The sequence below is a fragment of the Burkholderia sp. CpTa8-5 genome (assembly GCF_017815045.1).
GTDB lineage: Bacteria > Pseudomonadota > Gammaproteobacteria > Burkholderiales > Burkholderiaceae > Burkholderia > Burkholderia sola.
Genome location: NZ_JAGIQD010000002.1, coordinates 534,919 through 555,282, shown reverse-complemented (window position 1 = coordinate 555,282; position 20,364 = coordinate 534,919). Strand labels below are relative to the sequence as shown.

The 20,364-nt window shown below is 68.9% G+C and carries 21 protein-coding genes; 12 read left to right on the top strand and 9 right to left on the bottom strand.

All coding sequences use genetic code 11. The features are described from left to right. Positions 1-4: 4 nt before the first annotated feature. Complete coding sequence (locus J8I35_RS05865; RefSeq protein ID WP_209924751.1) at positions 5-1,057, bottom strand: RNA-guided endonuclease TnpB family protein; 1,053 nt, start codon at positions 1,055-1,057, stop codon at positions 5-7. Positions 1,058-1,217: 160 nt separating this feature from the next. On the opposite strand from J8I35_RS05865, the gene J8I35_RS05860 reads away from it, so the two are divergent. After that, entirely contained in the window at positions 1,218-1,919 is a 702-nt protein-coding gene (locus tag J8I35_RS05860) for an ATP-binding cassette domain-containing protein (RefSeq protein WP_050018279.1), read from the top strand. A gap of 181 nt (positions 1,920-2,100) precedes the next feature. On the opposite strand, the gene J8I35_RS05855 is transcribed toward J8I35_RS05860, so the two are convergent. The 3 genes from J8I35_RS05855 to J8I35_RS05845 form a co-directional block, all read right to left on the bottom strand. Beyond that, entirely contained in the window at positions 2,101-2,937 is an 837-nt protein-coding gene (locus J8I35_RS05855) for a TOBE domain-containing protein (RefSeq protein WP_050018282.1), read from the bottom strand. A gap of 55 nt (positions 2,938-2,992) precedes the next feature. Next, a complete protein-coding gene (locus tag J8I35_RS05850; protein ID WP_209924750.1) occupies positions 2,993-4,627 on the bottom strand; it encodes a CHAD domain-containing protein in 1,635 nt (544 codons plus the stop codon). Between the two features lie 139 nt (positions 4,628-4,766). Further along, entirely contained in the window at positions 4,767-5,150 is a 384-nt protein-coding gene (locus J8I35_RS05845; protein WP_124553969.1) for a tautomerase family protein, read from the bottom strand. 113 nt (positions 5,151-5,263) lie between these two features. On the opposite strand from J8I35_RS05845, the gene J8I35_RS05840 reads away from it, so the two are divergent. From J8I35_RS05840 to J8I35_RS05820, 5 genes are all read left to right on the top strand, one after another. Then, positions 5,264-6,121: a LysR family transcriptional regulator gene (locus J8I35_RS05840; RefSeq protein WP_124631286.1), complete on the top strand. Its 858-nt coding sequence runs from the start codon at positions 5,264-5,266 to the stop codon at positions 6,119-6,121. A gap of 37 nt (positions 6,122-6,158) precedes the next feature. After that, the gene (locus J8I35_RS05835; protein WP_209924749.1) at positions 6,159-7,082 is read left to right on the top strand and encodes a DMT family transporter; all 924 of its coding nucleotides are present in this window, start codon (positions 6,159-6,161) and stop codon (positions 7,080-7,082) included. 67 nt (positions 7,083-7,149) lie between these two features. Further along, positions 7,150-7,929, top strand: coding sequence for a HAMP domain-containing sensor histidine kinase (locus tag J8I35_RS05830; RefSeq protein ID WP_050017975.1), 780 nt, complete (start codon positions 7,150-7,152; stop codon positions 7,927-7,929). Between the two features lie 76 nt (positions 7,930-8,005). Next, a complete protein-coding gene (locus tag J8I35_RS05825) occupies positions 8,006-9,349 on the top strand; it encodes a hemolysin family protein (protein ID WP_050017974.1) in 1,344 nt (447 codons plus the stop codon). A gap of 22 nt (positions 9,350-9,371) precedes the next feature. Continuing rightward, a complete protein-coding gene (locus J8I35_RS05820) occupies positions 9,372-9,956 on the top strand; it encodes a thiamine phosphate synthase (RefSeq protein ID WP_050017973.1) in 585 nt (194 codons plus the stop codon). A gap of 74 nt (positions 9,957-10,030) precedes the next feature. Here the strand turns inward: J8I35_RS05820 and J8I35_RS05815 are convergent, their stop codons facing one another. Then, positions 10,031-11,683, bottom strand: coding sequence for a DUF3459 domain-containing protein (locus J8I35_RS05815; RefSeq protein WP_050017980.1), 1,653 nt, complete (start codon positions 11,681-11,683; stop codon positions 10,031-10,033). Positions 11,684-11,996: 313 nt separating this feature from the next. Between J8I35_RS05815 and J8I35_RS05810 the strand changes: the two genes are divergently transcribed. Next, complete coding sequence (locus J8I35_RS05810) at positions 11,997-12,704, top strand: class I SAM-dependent methyltransferase (protein ID WP_209924748.1); 708 nt, start codon at positions 11,997-11,999, stop codon at positions 12,702-12,704. A gap of 97 nt (positions 12,705-12,801) precedes the next feature. Further along, the gene (locus tag J8I35_RS05805) at positions 12,802-13,470 is read left to right on the top strand and encodes a glutathione S-transferase (protein ID WP_124680562.1); all 669 of its coding nucleotides are present in this window, start codon (positions 12,802-12,804) and stop codon (positions 13,468-13,470) included. Positions 13,471-13,476: 6 nt separating this feature from the next. On the opposite strand, the gene J8I35_RS05800 is transcribed toward J8I35_RS05805, so the two are convergent. Further along, positions 13,477-14,130 (bottom strand): DUF1345 domain-containing protein, encoded by a 654-nt coding sequence (locus J8I35_RS05800; protein ID WP_050017971.1) that lies wholly within the window; start codon positions 14,128-14,130, stop codon positions 13,477-13,479. 137 nt (positions 14,131-14,267) lie between these two features. On the opposite strand from J8I35_RS05800, the gene J8I35_RS05795 reads away from it, so the two are divergent. Then, positions 14,268-14,999 carry a metallophosphoesterase gene (locus J8I35_RS05795; protein ID WP_050017970.1) on the top strand — a complete coding sequence of 244 codons (732 nt, stop codon included), beginning with the start codon at positions 14,268-14,270 and terminating at the stop codon, positions 14,997-14,999. A gap of 19 nt (positions 15,000-15,018) precedes the next feature. Here the strand turns inward: J8I35_RS05795 and J8I35_RS05790 are convergent, their stop codons facing one another. Both J8I35_RS05790 and J8I35_RS05785 read right to left on the bottom strand, forming a co-directional pair. Beyond that, positions 15,019-15,687: an RES family NAD+ phosphorylase gene (locus J8I35_RS05790; RefSeq protein WP_089489125.1), complete on the bottom strand. Its 669-nt coding sequence runs from the start codon at positions 15,685-15,687 to the stop codon at positions 15,019-15,021. Positions 15,688-15,716: 29 nt separating this feature from the next. Continuing rightward, positions 15,717-16,136, bottom strand: coding sequence for an MbcA/ParS/Xre antitoxin family protein (locus tag J8I35_RS05785; RefSeq protein WP_124593257.1), 420 nt, complete (start codon positions 16,134-16,136; stop codon positions 15,717-15,719). A 234-nt stretch (positions 16,137-16,370) separates the two neighbouring features. Here J8I35_RS05785 and J8I35_RS05780 point away from each other — a divergent pair, with 234 nt between their 5' ends. The 3 genes from J8I35_RS05780 to J8I35_RS05770 all read left to right on the top strand — a co-directional run bounded on the left by J8I35_RS05780 (position 16,371) and on the right by J8I35_RS05770 (position 18,613). After that, the gene (locus tag J8I35_RS05780; RefSeq protein ID WP_050017967.1) at positions 16,371-17,153 is read left to right on the top strand and encodes an ABC transporter substrate-binding protein; all 783 of its coding nucleotides are present in this window, start codon (positions 16,371-16,373) and stop codon (positions 17,151-17,153) included. Positions 17,154-17,260: 107 nt separating this feature from the next. Next, complete coding sequence (locus J8I35_RS05775; protein ID WP_160300535.1) at positions 17,261-17,644, top strand: hypothetical protein; 384 nt, start codon at positions 17,261-17,263, stop codon at positions 17,642-17,644. Between the two features lie 582 nt (positions 17,645-18,226). Next, complete coding sequence (locus J8I35_RS05770; RefSeq protein WP_089489124.1) at positions 18,227-18,613, top strand: GtrA family protein; 387 nt, start codon at positions 18,227-18,229, stop codon at positions 18,611-18,613. Between the two features lie 28 nt (positions 18,614-18,641). On the opposite strand, the gene J8I35_RS05765 is transcribed toward J8I35_RS05770, so the two are convergent. Continuing rightward, positions 18,642-20,132: a sigma-54 dependent transcriptional regulator gene (locus tag J8I35_RS05765; protein ID WP_050017964.1), complete on the bottom strand. Its 1,491-nt coding sequence runs from the start codon at positions 20,130-20,132 to the stop codon at positions 18,642-18,644. Positions 20,133-20,364 lie beyond the last annotated feature (232 nt).

The window sequence follows — 20,364 nt, the reverse complement described above, 5'->3', positions numbered from 1 at the left end:
CCGCCTAAAGGGAGAGGATTCCCACACCTGGCGATGCACGTCCGCATCGGAGAATGTTCAGCGCAGCGTTGATATCACGATCATGCTCGACACCACAGTCACTGCAGACCCACTCTCTTATTCTCAGTCCCGCGATACCTTTCGGCCGCGTCGTGCTGGCTTGCGACCCGCACGCCGAACAGGACTGGGTCGAACCGGTTTCGTCGACTTCCTCGAACGTGGCGCCGTGCGCGATCGCTTTGTAGCGGAGCTTGTTTCGGAAGGACGACCAGGATGCGTCGTAGACGCTTTTCGCCATTCTGGTTCTGGCGAATTTTGCGGCCGACACGTTGCCGACCGCGATGTAATCGAAGCGCCGCACCAGATCGAGCGCGAGCTGGTGCTGGAAGTCGGCGCGGACATTCGCCACCTTCGCGTGCAGCTTCGCGATATGCCGTTTGTGCTTTCGCGCTCGTTGCGCTTTCGCCAGCTTTTCCGCCGCTCGTCGACCGAACTGGTCATTGGGCAGCTTCTCGCCCGTCGAAAGTGTGGCGAAGTCTTTCAGGCCGAGATCGATGCCGACGCCCGAACGGATCGGTCGAGCCTGAACATCGGATATCTCGATCACGATGTTGAGGAACCAGTTGCCACGCGCATCCTGCGCAAAGTTGCTCCCGTCCTTGATCTTGCCTTCGGGAAGCGGGCGGCTGTTGAACACGCGAAACGTGTTGCCAGCGAAACGGAACGCGTCACCCTCGCGCTTCAAGTCACGGCCCTTCAGCGGCACCCATCCCAGGGATTTTCTGCCGCGATAGCGCAGGTAGGGCCGACGGTGCTGGCTGCGCGACTTCGCATATTGCTCGCATGTTGCGTTGATCGTGCCGGAGTGAATACCGAGTTCCTTGCTGCTGCCGGTTGTCAGCACGTTCAGGTCGAATCCGGCCGGCCACTTCTTGCTCCACTTGAGCGCGTGCTTCTGCGTGTCGTTGCAGAAGTTCCAGACGTAGTTCACCGCGCGGCTCTGCTTGTTGAGCAGTCCGTTGAGCGATTTCACCCGGTAGCGATAGACAAGGATCATGCAGGTGATCCTAACCCGTGGAAGAAGCTGTCTGTCAACAGCACGCCTCTCCTCCCCGTCCTGAAGGACGGGGTTTCTCGGAGCAAATTCTGATGAAGCACCTGCGCTGCCCGTATCACGTCTGTCGTCCGGCAGCCGGCCCGCTTCGGCGGAGGCCCGCATGAGCGTCGTCGTCGATATCCGCAAGACCTACGCGAACGCCGAGCGCCGCTTCACGCTCGACGTGTCGTTCACGGCGACGACGCAGCGCGTCGTGCTGTTCGGGCCGTCGGGCGCGGGCAAGAGCATGACGCTGCAGGCGATCGCCGGGCTGCTGACGCCCGACGCAGGCGCGATCACGCTGAACGGCGAGCCGCTGTTCGACGCCGCGCGCCGCATCGACGTGCCGACCCGCGAACGCCGTGTCGCGTACCTGTTCCAGGACTACGCGCTGTTCCCGCATCTGAACGTGCGGCAGAACATCGCGTTCGGGCTCACGGCCGGCCTGCGCAACCCGCGCGCGAAGACGGCGCCGCCGGAGGTCGCGTACTGGCTGCGCGCGTTCGATCTCGAATCGCTCGCGGGGCAATATCCGTCGCAACTGTCGGGCGGGCAGAAGCAGCGCGTGGCGCTCGCCCGTGCGCTGGTCGCGCAGCCGCGCATCCTGCTGCTCGACGAACCGTTCGCGGCGCTCGACGGCGCCATGCGCCAGCGCATGCGCCACGAGCTCGCCGAGCTGCAGGCGCGGCTCGACATCCCGATGGTGCTGATCTCGCACGACCCCGACGACGTCGCCGCGTTCGGCGATCAGGTCGTGCAGTTGAGCGAAGGACGCGTGCAGGCGAGTTCGCCGCATGCCGAGTGGCCGACGCGCGTCACCTGAGCGCGCGACGCCGTGGTCGTGAGCGTGGCGCCGGTCGCCATGTTGGAGCCTGGGAGCAGCCGCGTCGCGGCACATGCTGAACGCGGAAACGAAGCCGGTGCGATGCGCACGCATGCTGCACCGGCTTCGCCGCGCCCCGCACGACGGCCGCCGGCCAACGCGAGCCGCGCTACCGCGCGGGTCAGCCCGTCACCGCCAGAATCACGCTCGACGCCTTGAACAGCGCGATCGCGCGCCGACCGGCGTCGAGCTGCAACGCATCGACGCTGTCGTTGGTTACGACGGCCGTCAGCGTCCCGCCGCCGTCGAGCGCCAGCGTCACCTCGCTGTTGACCGCGCCCGCCGTGACGGCTTCGACGCCGCCGCGCAGCCGGTTGCGCGCGGACACCTTCAGGTCGGGTCCGCCCTCGTCGACCGCGAGCACGACCCACGACGCCTTCACCAGCGCGCACGCGTCCGCGCCTTCCCGCAACCCGAGCGCCTCGGCGCTTTCGTGCGTCAGCACGGCGACGACGGCTTGCCCGCCCGGCAGCGCAAGCGTGACCTCGTCGTTGACGGTGCCGCGCACGATCGATGCGACCTTGCCGAACAACTGGTTGCGCGCGCTCGTCTTCATCCCGATCCGCCCGATCAGCGCCCAGTCGACGTCGAAGCCGGCAACGGCCGCGCTCGCGGCCTCGATGAAACGGCGATGCTCGCGCTCGATCGCGCGGAACGCGGCGATCAGCGACGTCGCGCGCGGCGTCAGCGTGGTGCCGCCGCCACCCTTGCCGCCGGTCGAACGCGCGACGAGCGGTTCGCCGGCGAGATTGTTCATCGTGTCGACCGCGTCCCACGCGGCCTTGTAGCTGAGGCCCACCGCCTTCGCCGCACGCGTGATCGAACCGGTGTCGCCGATCGCCGCGAGCAGCGCGATGCGCGTCGCGCCGCCGAGCGTCTGTTCGCCGGCGCGCAGCCACAGCTCGCCGCCCAGTTCGAGCGGTTCGGCGGACGAGGAAGAATGCGGTGCGTCGGTCATCATCGGCATGCGTGCGGGGAAACGGGCGGCCATTATAGGGTCCGGCGCGTGGCGCTCAGCCCGACTTGCCGTCGAGCTTCGGCGGCCGCAGGCTGGCGAGCAGCGTCTCGGCGTCGCGCGCGGCCCGCTGTTCGAGCGCGGCGCCGTAGCCGCGCACGAAACCGAGCTGGTACGGCGGCGCCGACAGTTGCTCGAGATGGTGCAGCGCGACCATCGCGTCGTTCGCTTCGCCGAGCACGCTCTGCACGCGCGCCAACGTCTTGACCGTCTCGGTGCGCGTGCGGCGCGACGCCAGCGACGCGAAGAATTCGAGCGCGTAGCGCAGCCGCTTCGCATCGATCCGCACCTGGTGGCGCGCCGCCGTGTCGAGCGACGTGAGCGACGGCGATCCGTAGAGATGACCGAACAGCCGCCGCACGCGCTTGGTCGCGTGACGCCGCAGCGACGGCGCGTCGTCGCCGTCGGCCGCCGGCAGCACGAGCGCGCTCAGCCATTCGAGCCAGCCGAGCGTCAGCCGCGCATAGCGGGCCGAATGCAGCGCCTGCCGCAGTTCGACGCGCGCGGCCATCGACTGCGCACGGGCGGCGTCGAGCGTGCCGTCCCAGTCGCTGCCGCCGCCGTCGGCCGCGATCAGCGCGGGCAGGCTCTCGGTCGCGAACACGTCCCAGTCACGCACCGTGCCGAGCAGCTTGGCGAGCCAGCGCAGGTCGACGCCGAGCGTGTCCTTCCATTGACGGTCGGTGAAGCGCGGGAAGAAGCGCATCAGCGTGCGCAGGCGGCGCAGCGCGACGCGCATCTGGTGCACGAATTCGGGATCGTCGCGATCGAGCACGCCGCATTCATTGCCGAGCCATTGCGCGGTGATGTCGCCGGCCAGCGCGAACAGCGCGGCGCGCTGCGTGCGGATGCCGGTCAGGTCGACGGGCTGCGCCTTGACCAGCGCGGCGGCCACCGGCCCGCCCGCACAGGCGCGGTCGATCACGCTCGTCAGTTGCACGAACGCGGGCCACGCGCCGCTCAGTTCGCGCGCCGCGGCAAACAGCGCGTGCAACGCGGCCGTGCGCGCGGCCACGGTTTCCCAGTCGGGCGCGGCCAGACGCAGCTCGACGTAGCGGCGCGGCGGCTCGCCGCCGCCATGCAGCATGATGTCGTCGAGCGTCATCTCGACCACGACGCCGCTGTCGTCGGCCCAGCGCCCGCGCCGCCGTTCGCTGACGATGCGCAGCGCCGACGCCTGGGCCCGCGCTTCGTCGGTGTCCGGCGCAATGCCCTCGGCGTCGGCGGCCGGCGCGTCGGCGGCCGGCGCGTCGGCATCGGCTGCGCCGGCCGTCGTGGGCACCGGCAGCGGCGCCGCGACGACGATGCCCGCGTGCTCCGCGTCGAACAGCTCACGCTGCGTGACGCCGGGGGCGAACGTCTCGGTGCGCGATGCGACGACCCGCGTGCCATGCGCGTTCGATTCCACCCAGGTCCACCAGTTCGCGCCGGGGCTCCGCTCGGCCTCCTCGATCTGGCACGGCTCGATCGTCACGCGCTCGTGGCCGCGCCGCATCCGGACCTGCGGGCAGATCCGCCACGCACGCACGAGTTCGGCGCCGAAATCGCGCTGCGCGCCACGGGTGCGGCTTGCGCCCTGGACCGGCCACCCTTCCAGCGACAACGACAACACGATTTCCAGCACACGCGACATGGAGGCTCCTGCACATGAAGGATCGCCGGCGCATCGACCGCGCCGGCGTCGCTCGTGAAGCAGCTTCCATAGTACACGCCGCCCCCACGCGCAGGCGCCGATCCGGCACCGACGCGCTGTGGCAGGTCAAGCCGGCACATCAGACCGCGTATTGCGCGATGCCGTTGCCGAACGACCAGTTCTCCTTCAGCACCTCGACCAGACTGATGAATACGTCTTCCTGCCGCACACCCGGCTGCTGCGACAGATTGTCGGCGATCGTCCGGTACAGCGAGCGCTTCTGCTCGAGCGTGCGCGTGTTGTTCGCGGTGATCTGGATGATCACGAGATCGTCGCTGCGTTCGATATCGAGGTAATGGCGGCCGAACACGAAGTTCTCGGCCGCATGCTCGGTCACGACCATGAAGATGTCGTCCTCGGGGACGTTGAACGTCTGGATCAGCGCGCGTTGCACGCCGTCGACGAGGGCCTTGCGGTAGGCGGCCGGTTTGCCTTCGCGTACGGCGATACGGGTGAATGGCATGGTGCTGCTCCTGTCGGTGAGTGACGTTGAAGAACGAAAACACAGCATCAGGTTAGGCGCGCGCACCTATAATAAACAGTCATTGATGAATATTTCATCAATTTTCATTTGAAATGAAAGTACTCGATCTCGATGCCGTCCGCGCGTTCGTGCTGGTCGCCGACCTCGCCAGCTTCACGCGCGCCGCCGATGCGCTCGGCACCACGCAATCGGCCGTCAGCCTGAAGCTGAAGCGGCTGGAAGCCCATCTCGGCAAGCCGCTGCTCGCGCGCACGCCGCGCGTCGTCAAGCTGGCCGCCGACGGCGAGACTTTCCTGCCGGCCGCCCGCGCGCTGCTCGACGCGCACGAGCGTGCGCTCGGCGCGATCTCGACCGGCACGGTGCGCCTGTCGCTCGGCGTCAGCGAGCACGTCGCGGTGCCCGACCTGCCGGCCGTGCTGACGAGCCTCCACCGGCAGGATCCGGGGCTGTCGCTGGAAATGCATCTCGGGGCGTCGACGAGCCTGCTCCCGCAATACGACGAACGGCGGTTCGACGCGGTCATCGCGCGGCACGAGCCCGGCGAGGATCCGCCGCGCGACGACGCCACGCCGCTCTTCACCGAGCCGCTGGCCTGGCTCGCCGCGCCCGACTGGGCACCGCGCGCCGGCGAGCCGCTGCCGCTCGCGGTGCTGGCCGGCCCCTGCGGCGTGCGGGCCGCCGCGCTGCGCGCGCTCGACCGCGCGGGGCTGCCATGGCGCGAGCGCTTCACGGGCGGCGGGGTCGCGGCGGTCGCGGCCGCCGCCGCGGCGGGGCTGGCCGTCTGTCCGCTCGCGCGGCGCGTCGCCCCGCGCACGCTGGTCGACGTCGGCGCGAAATTCGGGCTGCCGGCGCTGCCGCAATCGCAGGTCGTGCTGTATTCGCGGGTACGCGACGCCCGCGCCGCCGCCGCGCTGCGCAGGTTCGCCGACAGTCTTGCAATCTCGGCGTAAACTAGCGGGCTCCACCGCAATCTCCAGACGAATCCCAATGAAGCCCGACGCCCGCCAGCACCTCCGCGCCAACCTGCTGATGCTCGGCGCCGCCGCGATCTGGGGCTCCGCTTTCGTCGCGCAACGCCTGAGCCTCGACGTGATCGGCCCGTTCCTGTTCACCGGGCTGCGCTTCCTGCTCGGCGCGCTCGTGCTGGTGCCGCTGCTGATGCTGAATCCGGCGTCGCGCGCGCAGCTCGCGGCGATCCGGCGCGACTCCGCGCTGCTGCTGCCGGGCGCCGCGCTCGGCGGCCTGCTCGCCGTGTCGATCTCGCTGCAGCAGGTCGGCCTGCAATACACGCGGATCGCGAATGCCGGCTTCATCAGCTCGCTGTACGTCGTGATCGTGCCGCTGATGGGCGTGTTCACGCGCCACCGGATCGGCGCGGGCACGTGGTTCGGCGCGCTGCTGGCCGCGATCGGCCTGTATTTCCTCAGCATCGACGAGCACTTCTCGGTGCTCTACGGCGACTGGTTCCAGCTCGCGGGCGCCGTCATCATCGCCGCGCACGTGATGGCGGTCGGCCATCTCGCGAAGCGCCACGATCCGCTCGTGCTCGCGTTCCTGCAGTTCGCCGTATGCGGCGTCGCGTGTCTCGCGGTCGGCCTCGCCGTCGAACCGGTCAGCGTCGCGATGCTGCGCGGGGCGCTGCCGACGCTGCTGTACGGCGGGCTGCTCTCGGTCGGGGTCGGCTATACGCTGCAGGTCGTCGCGCAACGCGACGCGGCGCCCGCGCACGCGGCGGTGATCTTCAGCATGGAAGGCGTATTCGCGGCGATCGCCGGCTGGGCCGCGCTCGGCGAAACGCTGACGCTGCGCGCGCTCGTCGGCTGCGCGCTGATGCTGGCCGGCCTGCTCGCGTGCCAGTTGCTGCCGAACGGCGACGCGCGGAAAAAGGACGAGGACGCGCTGCCGGCGTGACGCCCACCGTCCCTATAATGGCGATTCGCGTGACTTCCACGCCAACCGCTTCCGACAGGCCAGCTCCGTGACGTCCACTTCCGTCGATCCCGCCGCCGACCTGCTGCGCGAACGCGCAGCGCACTACGCCGCCCAGGCGGCGCTGTTCCTGCGCGACCAGGCGCTCTCCACCGCGTCGCACGACCTGCGCAGCCCGCTGAATGCGATGCACAGCTGGGCCTACGTGCTCGAGCGCCAGCTCGCGAATGCCGACCCGAACCTGCAGCGCGCGCTCGCGGGCATCCGCACGGGCATCGACCAGCAGGTCGCGCTGATCGATGGCGTGCTCGACGCGCCGCGCGCGGAAACGCGCACGCTCGCGCTCGCGCCTCGGCCGTTCGCGCTGCGCGCACTGCTCGACGAAACGATCGCGCTCGTGCGTTTCGCGCTCGCGGACGCCCGCCAGGTCGCGCTCGACACGACGCTGCCGGACGGCGAGCCGTCGCTCACCGTCGATCGCGAACGCGTCGCGCAGGCGCTCTGGACGCTGCTGACGACGGCCGTCGAGGCCAGCGCCGCGGGCAGCCGCGTCGCGTTCGCCTGCACGCGCGACGGTGTGCAGTTCACCGCGCACGCCACCTGCACCGTCAACGCCGGCGTGCTCGTCGATCCCGCGCAGCCGCACGCGTTCGAATCGTTCGCGCGGCGCGAGATGCTGCACGAGCGCGACGCGAAACGCAGCGCATGGGCGCTCGCGCTGTGCCAGCGCGTCGCCCTCGCGCACGGCGGCACGTTCGCGCACGACGTGTTCGTCGACGGCGCGAGCGCCACCCTCACGTTCTCGATTCCGTGCGAGGCGCCGGTGTAAGCAAGCGCCCGCCCGACACATTACGAATTCCTTTCTGGCTCTATACTGACGGGCCTGTCATAACCGGAGCGATTCTTTGTTACAGATCTTCGCGCTCATCGGCGCGTTGTTCCTGGTGGCCCTGAACGGGTTCTTCGTTGCGGCCGAATTCGGCCTCGTCAAACTCCGCGCGACGCGCGTCAAGACCCTCGCCCGCAAGCACGGCCTGCGCGGGCGCATCCTCGCCATCGTGCACGGCCGGCTCGACGCGTATCTTTCCGCGTGCCAGCTCGGCATCACGCTCGCGTCGCTCGGCCTCGGCTGGGTCGGCGAACCGGCGTTCGCGGAACTGATCGGCCCGCTGCTCGACCTGATCGGCGTCGAGTCCGAACGCGTCGTGCACCTGATCTCGCTCGTGTTCGCGTTCTCGCTGATCTCGTTCCTGCACATCGTCGTCGGCGAACTCGCGCCGAAATCGATGGCGATCCGTCAGCCGGAGAAGGTCGGCCTGTGGGTCGCGCTGCCGCTCTACGCGTTCTACTGGGCGATGTATCCGGCGATCTGGGTGCTCAACACCAGCGCGAACGCGGTGCTGCGCCTTGCGGGGCTGTCGGCCGACCACGGCGGCGATGCGCACTATTCGACCGACGAGCTGAAGCTGATCCTGCGCAGCCGCCGCAGCGCGGCCGGCAATGCGGCCCAGCCGGCGCGCGGCACGTACAGCAACGACGAGTGGAATACGCTCGCGCATTCGCTGGATTTTTCGTCGATGACCGTGTCGGACCTGATGCGGCCGGCCCATGAAATGATCGGCCTGCGGCGCGACCTGCCGCTGCCCGACAACATGGAGATCGTCGCGCGGCACCGCTTCAGCCGCTATCCGCTGTTCGAGGATGCGTCGCGCGAACAGGTGAGCGGGCTGATCCACCTGAAGGACCTGCTGCTCGCGCGTCACGCGGGCGCCGCGCTCGAGGATCTGTCCGACTACGTGCGCCCGGTCCAGTACGTGAAGCCCGACACGCCGGCGCTGGAGCTGTTCCGCCGCTTCCGCAAGGGCGCGCCGCACTTCGCGCTGGTCGGCAACAAGGGCGAGAAGCCGATCGGCTTCCTGACGCTCGACAACCTGCTCGGCGCGCTGGTCGGCCAGATCCACGACGAATTCCGCCAGGGAGACGCCGACTGGAGCCGCCTCGACGACGGCACGCTGATGGGCAAGGGCAGCCTGCCCGTCGTGTCGCTCGAGCAGGCGCTCGGCATCGACATCGACGAAGGCCGCGCGGAATCGGTCGGCGGCCTCGTGATCCAGGCGTTGAGCGACCTGCCGACCGAAGGGCAGCGCGTGTCGTTCGACCGCTTCGACGTCGTCGTGAAGAAGATGAACGGGCCGCGCATCGTGCTCGTGCGCGTCTATCCGAAGATCGCGAAAGAGGCCGACGAATGACGGCCGCGCGCTGCATCGCGCGATGAATGGGCCGCTGCCGCGCTGCTGCGTGATCACGCCGGAACCGGCGTCCGCGTCGGCGGCCGATCGGGCCGCGTTCCTCGACCGGCTGTCGGCCGTGCTCGCGCGCGGCGAAACGCTCGTGCAACTGCGCGTGAAATCGTTCGACGCGGCCGCGTTCGCGTCGCTGGCCGCCGCGGCGCTCGCGCGCTGCGACGCGGCCGGCGCGCATCTGATGCTGAACGGCCCGATCGAGGCAGCCGGCGTGATGCGGCTCGACGGCGCCGGCTGGCATCTCGACGGCGCCGCGTTGCGCGCCGCCGTGCAGCGGCCGCTGCCGGCCGGACGCTGGGTGTCCGCGGCGTGCCACTCGGAAGACGATCTGCTGCTGGCCGCGCGCGCCGGCGCGGATTTCGTCACGCTGTCGCCGGTGCTGCCGACGCTCAGCCACCCCGGTGCGCCAGCGCTCGGCTGGGCGCGATTCGACGCGCTGGCCGCACAGGCCGCGATGCCCGTGTTCGCGCTCGGCGGCATGACGCGCGCGCACCTCGACGATGCGCGCCGTCACGGCGCGTACGGCATCGCGGGCATTCGCGGGTTCTGGTAATTCGGCGCTTTCCGGCAGCGCGGCCGCGCACGATCGCTTACCGCCCCGCCACGCCGCCTCACGCGTTCATCGGCTCATGCGTTCAGGTTCGGACGCCTGCCGCGCCATGAACCGTCGTCGAGGCGACGCACGTCGTGCGTCAGCGCGTAGCGATTGACGTCGCCCGTCAGCCACGCGACGAGCGAATACGGCGGCAACTCCCCTTCCTCGACCCGGTCGCGCGCGCGTGCCGGCGTCTCGAACACCACCCGCCCGACCGGTGCGTCGAACGGCACCGCATCGGGCGACAGGTTCAACGCGATCGTCAACGTCTCGTCGTCGGCGAGCCGCCATGATGCGCACAGCGCGTCGGCATCGCCGTCGCCGTCCGCCTTGAGCGCATGGGCTGCCTGTGGCCGGCAATCGGACAGCCTCGGCGCGATCAGCTTCGCGCGCACCGCGAGCGCCGACTGCACGAAATGCGCACGGTCGATGTCGCGCGCGGTTTCGTCGAAGATCAGCGGGATCTGCGGCGTGAGCAGCGACAGCGCGAGCGCGGCCAAGCCGGCCGCCTGCCCATAATCGCCCGGGCCGCTGTCGCGCCATGCGCCGTCGGACAGTACGAGCGACGTCAGCGACAGTCCGCTGTCGGCGGCCATCCCGTCCGCCGATGCGGCCGGCTGGTACGCCGCGCCGGCCGCGGTCAGCGCGCGGGCGAGCGTGTGAATCGACTGGTGCGTGGAAATGCCTTCATGAGCCGACGTGTCGCGCCCGGTGAGCCGGTGCAGCGCGCGTTCGCCGCAGCCGTTCCACTGCGCATCGAAATGGGTATCGGCGAGATGCGCCGGATGCCGCTCGCTGCCGAGCACGAGGTGGATCAGCCGGTCGGCCGGCACGGCGGCGCGCACGCGATCCGCGATCTCGCGCAGCCACGACACGCCGATCCGGTCGGCTTCGCGCAGGCGCAGCCCGTCGCAGCGGTATTCGTCGATCCAGTACAGCGCGTTGTCGCAGAAGAAATCGCAGACTTCCGGATGATCGAGCGCGAGCGGCGCGGCCTGCAGCGGATCGTCGCGCGTATGGAAGAACGGCCCCGCGTAGTGGCGCAGCGCGTCGGTGCCGCTGCCGAAGCGTGCGTAGTCGAGTTCCAGCAGCACCGCGAGACCGTAGCCGTGCGCAGCGTCGATCAGTGCCTTCAGCGCGTCGGGGCCGCCTTCGGCCGCGAGCGGCGCGAACGGCAGGCTGTCGTGCGGCGACGCGAGCAGCTCCAGCGCGGTCACGCCGAGGCGCGCGAGTTGCGGCAGCCGGCGGCGCACGCCGTCGAAGCCGCCCACCGCGTGCGGGCGGATCGCGTAGAGCGCGATGTCTTCCCACGCGCGCCCGTGCCAGAACGTATTGCGCCACGTGAACGCGCGCGGATCGACGACCTCGCTCGGGCCGTCGAGCCCGTCGGGCTGCGAGCGCGACGCGGGATCGGGAATCGACACGGTATCGTCGAGACGATAGCGGTAACGTGCGCCCGCGCCGCAGTCGACGAAGACCTCGAACCAGTTCGGGCCGGCGCTCGTCATCGGGACGAGCATCGGGCCGTAGCCGGTATCGAGTTCGAGCTCGACGTGGGTGCTGCCGGGCGCCCACACGCGGAAATGCGTGCGCGGCGTCGTGCACAGCGCGCCGCAGGGCTGCGCGCCAAACGGCAAACAATGGATGTAGTGCTGCGCGTACGGATCGTGCGGACAATCGGACATCATGCGCTCCTCGTGCGTACCGAGCGGCATGGCCGCGCCGATGGCGCAGCGCATCGGGGCCCGGCATGCGAAGGCCAGGCGGGGGGAGAGCACCGAGTATGCGCCGGATTCGCCACGCCGATGCATCGTAGTCAGACATTTTTAAATGCGAATCGACCCTTGGAAAATCGCACGGGAAACCGGCCGGCACGCGCCGACGAGTCGGGTAGTCTGCATACCGGAATGATTGCTCGTCTTGTTGCGCCGGCCGCGCGCACATACGCTCTGCGTCCTGTTCGCGGACATGTCGTCCGCCCCGATCCGAGGACCTGCCATGTCGCTTCCCGCCAGCGCCGCGAAATTCGATCCGTCACGCGCACACGAATACGCCGAGCAATCGCGCATCGCGCTCGCCGGCTACGACGCGTGCCACGAACTCACCGCATGCATGCTCGCGTCGGCGATCGGTGCGGCCGATGCGCGGATGCTCGTCGCCGGCGCGGGCGGCACGGGCCAGGAAATCTGCGTCGCGGCCGCGCTCGAACCGGGCTGGCGGTTCACGGCCGTCGACCCGTCCGCGCCGATGCTCGCGCTTGCGCGCTCGAACGTCGAAGCCGCGGGTTTCGGCGCGCGTACGACGTTCGTCGAGGACGGCGTCGACGCGTTGCCCGACGTGCCCGCGTTCGACGGCGCGACGCTGATCGGCGTGCTGCATCACGTGCCGGGCGACGACGCGAAGGCCGCGCTGCTGCACGCGATCGCGCGACGTTTGAAGCCCGGCGCGCCGCTCGTGCTCGCCGGCAACCATCGCCGCTACGCGGACCACCCGCGCCTGCTCGACGCGTGGCAGCAGCGCTGGCGCATGAAAAGCGCCACGCCCGACGCCGTGCGTGCGCAACTCGCGAAGATCCTGCAGGGCGCCGATCCGCCCGCGTCCGAGGAAGCCGTGTTCGCGCTGCTGCGCGACGCGGGGTTCGACGCGCCGCTGCGTTTTTTCGCGAGCCTGTTCTGGGGCGCGTGGATCGCGGTGCGGCGCGCATGACGGTTCGGCGCGGCACGAAACGGCGCGCGCGACGCTATTTGCGTGCGCAACGGATGCGCTCGGTATGATGTCGTTCCCGCCCCCTTCCGGCCTCGACATGCTCACCGTCCATCACCTGAACAACTCGCGTTCGCAGCGCGTGCTCTGGCTGCTCGAAGAACTGGATGTGCCGTACGAGATCGTGCGCTATGAACGCGATCCGAAAACGATGCTCGCGCCGGCCGAATTGCGCGCGATCCATCCGCTCGGCAAGTCGCCCGTCGTGACCGACGACGGCCGCACCTTCGCCGAATCGGGCGCGATCATCGAATACCTGGTCGACCGCTACGGCGACGGGCGTCTCGCGCCGCCGCCCGGCTCGCCCGAGCGGCACGACTACACGTACTGGCTGCACTACGCGGAAGGGTCGGCGATGCCGCCGCTGCTGCTCAAGCTCGTCGCGCTGCGGATCGCGCATGCGCCGATGCCGTTCTTCGCGCGGCCGATCGCGCGCAAGATCGCCGCGACGCTGCAGTCGGGATTCGTCGATCCGCAGATCGACCTGCATCTCGGCCATGTCGACGGCACGCTGGCGCGCAGCGGCTGGTTCGTCGGCGACGGCTTCAGCGCGGCCGACATCCAGATGAGCTTTCCGCTCGAAGCCGCGACCGCGCGCGGCGGCGGCAGCCGGTATCCGGCGATCGCGCGCTTTCTCGACACGATCCATGCGCGGCCTGCGTACCAGCGGGCGCTGGAACGCGGCGGCCGGTACGATCTGCTCAAATAACCGGCGTCAGCTCAGCAGCCCCGCCGCGACGTTGATCGACAAGCCGAGCACAGCCATGTTGAAGTAGAACGACAGGATCGATTGCGCGAGCACCGAGCGCCGCGCGGAACGATTCGCGAGCGACACGTCGGCCGTCTGCGACGCGACCGCGATCGTGAACGCGAAATACAGGAAATCCCAGTAATCGGGCTCCGGGTTCCGGTCCGGGAAACGGAGCGCGCGGTCGCTGCTCGGCGAGCCGTAATAGAGCCGCGCGTAGTGCAGCGTGAAGATCGTCGGGATCAGGAACCACGCGCCGAACAGCGTCGCGCCCGTAATCGCGTAGTGGCTGAGCCCCGCGCGAAAGCCGACGCTCTTGGCGGTCGCGAGTTCGATCGCGATCGCGGCCACGCTCGCGACGGTCGCAAGGCACACGACGGTCAGCACGGTCGTCGCGTTTTCGTCCTCGCGGATCGCAACTTCGCGCACCTTGTGATGATGCGCGGTGACCATGCGCACCCACATCAACACCAGATACAACCAGACCGCGCAATCCCAGCCGATCAGTGCCCGCGCGGTGGCTCGCAGCGGAAGCGGCAGCAGCACCGCGCACAGCACGCCGGCGACGAACGCCGCGACCATGCGCGGCCGGTTGCGTAATACCTGCGGATAAAGCGTCATCGTGTGATTCCGAAAGCGGATGGAAAGGGTTCGGCCGCGCGCGCGGCAGCGCCGGCGCGCAACGCGCCCCGATTATCCTCATTCCGTCGTGACGTGGCGATGGGCGCGCGCGCCCAAGGAGCGCCTAAGATAACGGAATGACCGCCACCGCCCTGCTCTGCCGCCATCCCGCGAACACGGCCGGCCGCGACTTCGTCGTCGGCGACCTGCACGGCTGCGTCGACGTGCTGCGCGCGCTGCTGCACGACGTCCGCTTCGATCCGGCCCACGACCGGCTGTTCTCGGTCGGCGATCTCGTCGACCGCGGCCCGGCCTCCGACACCGCGCTCGACCTGCTCGACCGGCCGTGGTGCCACGTCGTGCGCGGCAATCACGAGGAAGTGCTGAGCCTCGTCGCGCGCGGCAAGCTGCCGCCCGACGCATGGCGCGGGATCGGCGGCGACTGGGGCGCCGACCTGCCGCCGGAACGGCTGCGCGCGCATGCGGCGCGCGTCGACGCACTGCCGCTCGTGCGCGTGATCGGCGACGGCCCCGCGCGCTTCAACGTGCTGCATGCGGAATTCTTCGGCTCGGACGCGGATCTCGATACCGGCAGCTATCCGCACGACGTGCGCGAGCGGCTGATCTGGGGCCGCGATCTCGTCCAGGGGCTCGCCGATCCGGCGCTGCAGGCCGGGCTGTCGCTGACCTGCACCGGACACACGCCGGTGCGTGAGCCGCAGCGGATCGGCGCGCAATGGTTCATCGACACGGGTGCGTTCGCGCCGGCCGGGCGGCTCACGCTCGCCGAGCCGCGCACCGGCCGCACGTGGTCGATGACGCAGGCCGAAGCGCGCGAGCGCCACGCGGGCGACTGGGCGCTGCCCTGACGCGCCGGCCAAGCGAACGCTAGCCGACCTGATTCAGTTCGAACACCGCATCGACGGCCGAGCCGTTCCAGTTGTATTCGAGATAAGCCGCATGCTGGCAGTCGCGCAGCAGCGTCGTGCGGAACGCGGCCAGACACTCGCCGCGCGGATCGCGCACCGACGGATAGACGATCCCCGCGCCGCCGGCATGGCGCACCGCGCGGCCGAACGCCTGCCCCGCGCCGTAGTCGACCGGGTCCAGCAACGCGGGATCGCGCTGCGGCCACGTGCGCACGTCGGCGACGTCGCCATGCGCGAACACGGTATAGAGCCGCATCTGCTGGCGCATCGGCGGCTCCTTCGTCGCGGCGAGGAACAACCCGCTGTGATAGCGCGTTTCAGCGATCGCCGTGTCGCGCGAGCGCGTGCAGTAGAACACGCCGTAGCTGCCGTCCGAAAAACGGCTGCCCAGCGGATTCAGGTGCGTGAACGCGGCCATGATCGGCCCCCAGCCCTGCCCGTAGCGGCGCTCGGCCGGCGGCACGAGGTCGAGCGTGCCGACTTCGTTGCGGATGCGGTCGTTGGTCAGCGATTCGAGTGCGTAGAGCGCGTCGAAATCGTCCGCCGACGCGACGCGGTCGAACAGGTTGATGGCCGGAAAACGGGTGGGAATCACGCGATAGGCTGGCGCCCAGTCGACGGTGGTCATGGGCCACCGGGTGACTTCGATCGGTGTCGTCACGCCCAGCCACCCCGCATCGCGTCGAGATATTGCCGGACGGCCACCAGATCGCCGACGTTGCCGGCCAGCATCCGGTCGAGCGCGCGCTTGCCGCCGAACGGCGCCGCGTCGTTGGGCCGCTTGACCCATGCATCGGCCGCGGCCGGCTGCGGCAGCAGGATCTGCAACGCCTTGTAGATGCCGAGCAACAGCGATAGCCGCTCGAGCGTATCGCGCGGCAGGCGGGCCGATTCCGGCGCGGCCTTCCACTTGAAGAACGTCGAGCGGCCAGGCGACCCGAGCAGCACGATCTGCTCGTCGATCGTCAGGTCCCAGTCGCGCGCGATGTTGAAAAACGCGCGCAGGCCGGCGGCCGACATCTGCGCGACCGAAGCGTGCGGCACGGCGGAATGCGACTCGTACGCGGGCTGTGACATGATCGTTAGTCTCGAAACGAATTTACTAACAAGATTAGTCCATTCTCGTATTTTTGCAAGGGTCGCACCCATCGATCGTCACACCGATCCGCTCAATCGATATTTTTTGTCCATTCTGGACTCTTATTTTATTTTCTGCGTTAATGGCCGTGCGGACACCGCGTCACGGCGCGGGTCGTGTCCGTGGAAACCGTGTCGCCCAGAACCCGGATGCACCACGCCAAGGAACGCACCATGAAGAGACTGATTGCCGCCGTTTCGATCGCCCTGCTCGCGGTATCCGCAGGCCCCGCCGTCGCGAAGGACTGGACCACGATCCGCTTCGGCACCGACGCCAGCTACGCGCCGTTCGAGTCGAAGGCGCCGGACGGCAAGCTCGTCGGCTTCGACATCGATCTCGGCAACGAGATCTGCGCGCGCCTGAAAGCGAAATGCGTGTGGCTCGAGAACGATTTCGACGGGATGATTCCGGCGCTGAAAGCGAAGAAGTTCGACGCGGTGCTGTCGTCGATGTCGATCACGCCGCAGCGCGCGCAGCAGATCGGCTTCACGACGAAGATCTACAACCAGCCGACGCGGCTCGTCGTGAAGAAAGGCTCGTCGCTGCTGCCGACCGCCGAATCGCTGAAGGGCAAATCGATCGGCGTCGAGCAGGGCACGACGCAGGAGACGTATGCGAAGGCGTACTGGGGCAAGCAAGGCGCGAACGTCGTGTCGTACCAGAACCAGGACGGCGTGTATGCCGACCTGATCGCCGGGCGCCTCGACGCGGCGCTCCAGGATGAAGTGCAGGCCGCGATCGGATTCCTGAAATCGCCGCGCGGCGCGAACTACACGTTCGTCGGGCCCGAGCTCGTCGACGAAAAGGTGCTCGGCATCGGCGCCGGCATCGGCCTGCGCCAGGAGGACACCGACCTGAAGGCGAAGATCGACCGCGCGATCGCCGACATGGTCAAGGACGGCACCTACAAGCGGCTCGCGTCGAAGTACTTCGACTTCGACATCTACGGCGGTTGAAAAACGGCGTCGCGCGCGCACGGATTACTGCTTCCGTCGCGCGCGTCCGACCGCCCCTCCCCTTCAACCGGATGGCAACGGCGGCGCGTGGTTCGCCGTTGCATCGAATGCCTGTCTTCCTGCATCGCGTGCAGCACGATGCGTCGACCATCGTTCGGATAACGGATCAATCGTTCGCGGAAATGATGGCCGTGCGAACGAACGTCGTGCCGCTCGCGTCAATAGGCGAAGATCGGACGTCGCGGTATCGGCGCCCGTGTGCACATGCCCATGCGGATCGGATTCGCGTGCAGGAAAGTGCCGACCCGGCGCGGATGACCGGCAAGCAGCCGGATCCGCCTCGCACCGGGCGCGGAGAGATGGCCTGTCGTCGCATGCCGGTCGGCCGCAAGCGCGACGTTCGAGCGGCGATGTCCCGAATCACTGCGATCGCGGCCTGCGGACCGCGGCGTGTGATGATCGATCATTTTTCTACCCCGTTTGCTGTCTGATGTTTGTTCCGGCAACCGGACGATGCCGATGCCCCGGCGATCGGGCGACGACGCTTCCTGCTCGCCGTGACGCGGCCCGCTGCACCGCGCCCGGCCGCCGCATCCCCGCGGACTGCATCCTGGTCGATCGCGGCGGCTTTCGCTGCCTGACCGGACGGATCTCGCGCCGTCGACTCTCGCATGCCCTTCATCGCAAGGAGCGGGCCAGCGCTGCGCAAGCCCGGCCGGACAAGGCGGTGACCGAACCGGCTGGCGGCCGGAGCGGGCGTGGAATGCCGGAAGTTACGAAACTGAAACATCGGCGCCGCGGCACGCGCCGGCCGCGCAACGGCGGGGCCTTGCGGAATAAGGCTGAACAATGGAGCGCGGAATTTTTACCGGCGGCGGACTGGCCGATCGACCCGGTTCGTCGCGGAAATTCGCGTGGGGGCCAACGCGAAATGTTTCATGCGCTTTACATGCCCGGCTGCGGCAAGACGCACCGCCCGTCGCTGCCGGACGCTGGACGCGGCGGCCGATCGCATGGCTATACTGCGACACCGCTTCACGCGATTTCACGCAACCTCGCGCCCCCCGCCCACGATGATCCGTACCTTCCATGCCGCCGAGCGCGCGAGACTGATCCGCTTCGGCGTGTCGGGCCTGGGCTCGACCGCGCTGCATGCGCTGATCGCCGCCGCGATGTTCGCGCTGTTCGACGCGACGCCCGTCATCGCGAACGCGACCGCGTTCGTCTGTTCGACCGCGTTCTCGTATCTCGCCAACACGCTGTGGAGTTTTTCGTCGCCGGTGACTTGGGGCAACTTCGTGCGCTTTCTCGCGGTCGCGATGGCCGGCCTCGCCGCGACGATGCTGCTGGCGCACGCAACCGACGCGCTCGGGCTCGCCCGCGCATGGAGCATCGTCGCGGTCGTGCTGTGCGTGCCGCCCGTCACGTTCGTGCTGCATCGGCTGTGGACCTATCGGTGAGCCGCGCCGCACGCATCGCGCGCGCCGCTCATCCGACCCGCTGATGCCCCGCGTCGTCCGACGGCGCGCCGTCGTGCCCGCCGCTGTCGCCATTCCCGCCGTTGCCGCCGGTGTTGTCGTGATCGTTCAGCCCGTGCTCGATCATCATCCGGTAGAGCGTCACGCGTGAAATGCCGAGTTCGGCGGCGGCCTTGTTGATCCGGTGGTCGTTGCGCAGCAGCGCGTTCTCGATCGCGGTGCGCTCGGCCAGCGACCGCGCCTGTTCGAGCGTCACCGGTTCGGTTTCCCCGGGCGTCTCGAGCCCGAGATCGTGCGGCGTCAGCAGCCGGCTCTCGGCCATCACGATCGCGCGCCGCACGCGGTTGATCAGTTCGCGCACGTTGCCGGGCCATTCGTAGCGCCGCATCGCGTCGAGCGCGGCCGACGTGAAGCCGCTGATCTTGCGGCCGCTGTCGGCCTTGAATTTCTGCAGCACGTAGTGCGCGAGGATGTCGATGTCCTTGCCGCGCGCGCGCAGCGGCGGCTCGTGGATGCGCAGCACGCACAGCCGGTGATAGAGATCCGCGCGGAAGCGCCCGGCCTCGACCGCGCCGTCGAGATCGACGTGCGTGGCCGAGATGATCCGCACGTCGACCGCGATCGATTCCTGCCCGCCGAGCCGCTCGATCTTGCCTTCCTGCAGGAAGCGCAGCAGGCTCGCCTGGCTTTCGACCGGCATGTCGCCGATCTCGTCGAGAAACAGCGTGCCGCCGTTCGCCGATTCGATCCGGCCCGCGCGCCGCTGGTTCGCGCCGGTGAACGCGCCGCGTTCATAGCCGAACAGCTCCGACTGCAGCAGGTGATGCGGAATCGCGCCGCAATTGATCGCGACGAACGGCCCCTTGCCGCGGCCGGAGCGCTCGTGAATCGCGAGCGCCGTCAGTTCCTTGCCGGTGCCCGACTCGCCCGAGATGAACACGCTCGCGTCGGTCTTCGCGACCTTGCGGATCGTGCTGAACAACTGCTGCATCGCCTCGCAATTGCCGATCATCCCGTGTTCGCCGATCGACGCCGCATAGGCGGCGCCGTCGACGCGATCGAGCGCGGCCATCCCGCGCGCATGGCCGAGCACGTGCGAAATCCATTCGTACGGCAGCGGCAGCGTCACGTAGTCGAAACAATAGCTGCGGATCAGTTCGCGCACGGCGGGGCCGATCGTGATGCCAGCCTGCGCGATGGAAATCCAGCCGATTGCCGGCTGGCTCAGGCACATCTTCAGCGCGGGATAGTCGCGCGACGTGAACCCGGTGAAATCGACCAGCCCGGCGGCCACGCTCACGCCGGAGGTCATGTTCTGCGCGGCGCCGGCCGTCTTCGCGACCGCGATCTCCCAGCCGAGCCCGCGCAGTTGTGCGAGCAACGGCTCGTCGGGCGTGCGCATGATCACGAACAGCTTGCGTCCGGCCTCGGGAGCGGTGACGGACACGTCCGTCATCTCGGGCGCCGCCTGCCCGTTTGCGTCGGGTGACCTTGCAACCATCGTTGTTCCCCGCTTGGCGTTGGTATCGCGCGCCGGCTCACCGCCGCGTACGACGGACACGATCGAACCGACATATTGGCCGTATTTCCGTCCGAATAAAATCCCCCTGCGCATGAATCGCGCCCGAGGTCGACGTTGCCATGAACGGTATATCGATGCGGCCGGCCTGCGGCTGGATGGGTGTTATCCCGGAGGCGGGCACGGCGCGCGAGTGGAAAGGGCCGGCGCCGTG

What these genes read in the sequence shown, in the direction of transcription:
- J8I35_RS05865 (WP_209924751.1), bottom strand. Translation starts at nt 1,057, where the DNA reads ATGATCCTTGTCTATCGCTACCGGGTGAAATCGCTCAACGGACTGCTC.
- J8I35_RS05860 (WP_050018279.1), top strand. Translation starts at nt 1,218, where the DNA reads ATGAGCGTCGTCGTCGATATCCGCAAGACCTACGCGAACGCCGAGCGC.
- J8I35_RS05855 (WP_050018282.1), bottom strand. Translation starts at nt 2,937, where the DNA reads ATGACCGACGCACCGCATTCTTCCTCGTCCGCCGAACCGCTCGAACTG.
- J8I35_RS05850 (WP_209924750.1), bottom strand. Translation starts at nt 4,627, where the DNA reads ATGTCGCGTGTGCTGGAAATCGTGTTGTCGTTGTCGCTGGAAGGGTGG.
- J8I35_RS05845 (WP_124553969.1), bottom strand. Translation starts at nt 5,150, where the DNA reads ATGCCATTCACCCGTATCGCCGTACGCGAAGGCAAACCGGCCGCCTAC.
- J8I35_RS05840 (WP_124631286.1), top strand. Translation starts at nt 5,264, where the DNA reads ATGAAAGTACTCGATCTCGATGCCGTCCGCGCGTTCGTGCTGGTCGCC.
- J8I35_RS05835 (WP_209924749.1), top strand. Translation starts at nt 6,159, where the DNA reads ATGAAGCCCGACGCCCGCCAGCACCTCCGCGCCAACCTGCTGATGCTC.
- J8I35_RS05820 (WP_050017973.1), top strand. Translation starts at nt 9,372, where the DNA reads ATGAATGGGCCGCTGCCGCGCTGCTGCGTGATCACGCCGGAACCGGCG.
- J8I35_RS05815 (WP_050017980.1), bottom strand. Translation starts at nt 11,683, where the DNA reads ATGTCCGATTGTCCGCACGATCCGTACGCGCAGCACTACATCCATTGT.
- J8I35_RS05810 (WP_209924748.1), top strand. Translation starts at nt 11,997, where the DNA reads ATGTCGCTTCCCGCCAGCGCCGCGAAATTCGATCCGTCACGCGCACAC.
- J8I35_RS05805 (WP_124680562.1), top strand. Translation starts at nt 12,802, where the DNA reads ATGCTCACCGTCCATCACCTGAACAACTCGCGTTCGCAGCGCGTGCTC.
- J8I35_RS05800 (WP_050017971.1), bottom strand. Translation starts at nt 14,130, where the DNA reads ATGACGCTTTATCCGCAGGTATTACGCAACCGGCCGCGCATGGTCGCG.
- J8I35_RS05795 (WP_050017970.1), top strand. Translation starts at nt 14,268, where the DNA reads ATGACCGCCACCGCCCTGCTCTGCCGCCATCCCGCGAACACGGCCGGC.
- J8I35_RS05790 (WP_089489125.1), bottom strand. Translation starts at nt 15,687, where the DNA reads ATGACCACCGTCGACTGGGCGCCAGCCTATCGCGTGATTCCCACCCGT.
- J8I35_RS05785 (WP_124593257.1), bottom strand. Translation starts at nt 16,136, where the DNA reads ATGTCACAGCCCGCGTACGAGTCGCATTCCGCCGTGCCGCACGCTTCG.
- J8I35_RS05780 (WP_050017967.1), top strand. Translation starts at nt 16,371, where the DNA reads ATGAAGAGACTGATTGCCGCCGTTTCGATCGCCCTGCTCGCGGTATCC.
- J8I35_RS05775 (WP_160300535.1), top strand. Translation starts at nt 17,261, where the DNA reads ATGCCTGTCTTCCTGCATCGCGTGCAGCACGATGCGTCGACCATCGTT.
- J8I35_RS05770 (WP_089489124.1), top strand. Translation starts at nt 18,227, where the DNA reads ATGATCCGTACCTTCCATGCCGCCGAGCGCGCGAGACTGATCCGCTTC.
- J8I35_RS05765 (WP_050017964.1), bottom strand. Translation starts at nt 20,132, where the DNA reads ATGGTTGCAAGGTCACCCGACGCAAACGGGCAGGCGGCGCCCGAGATG.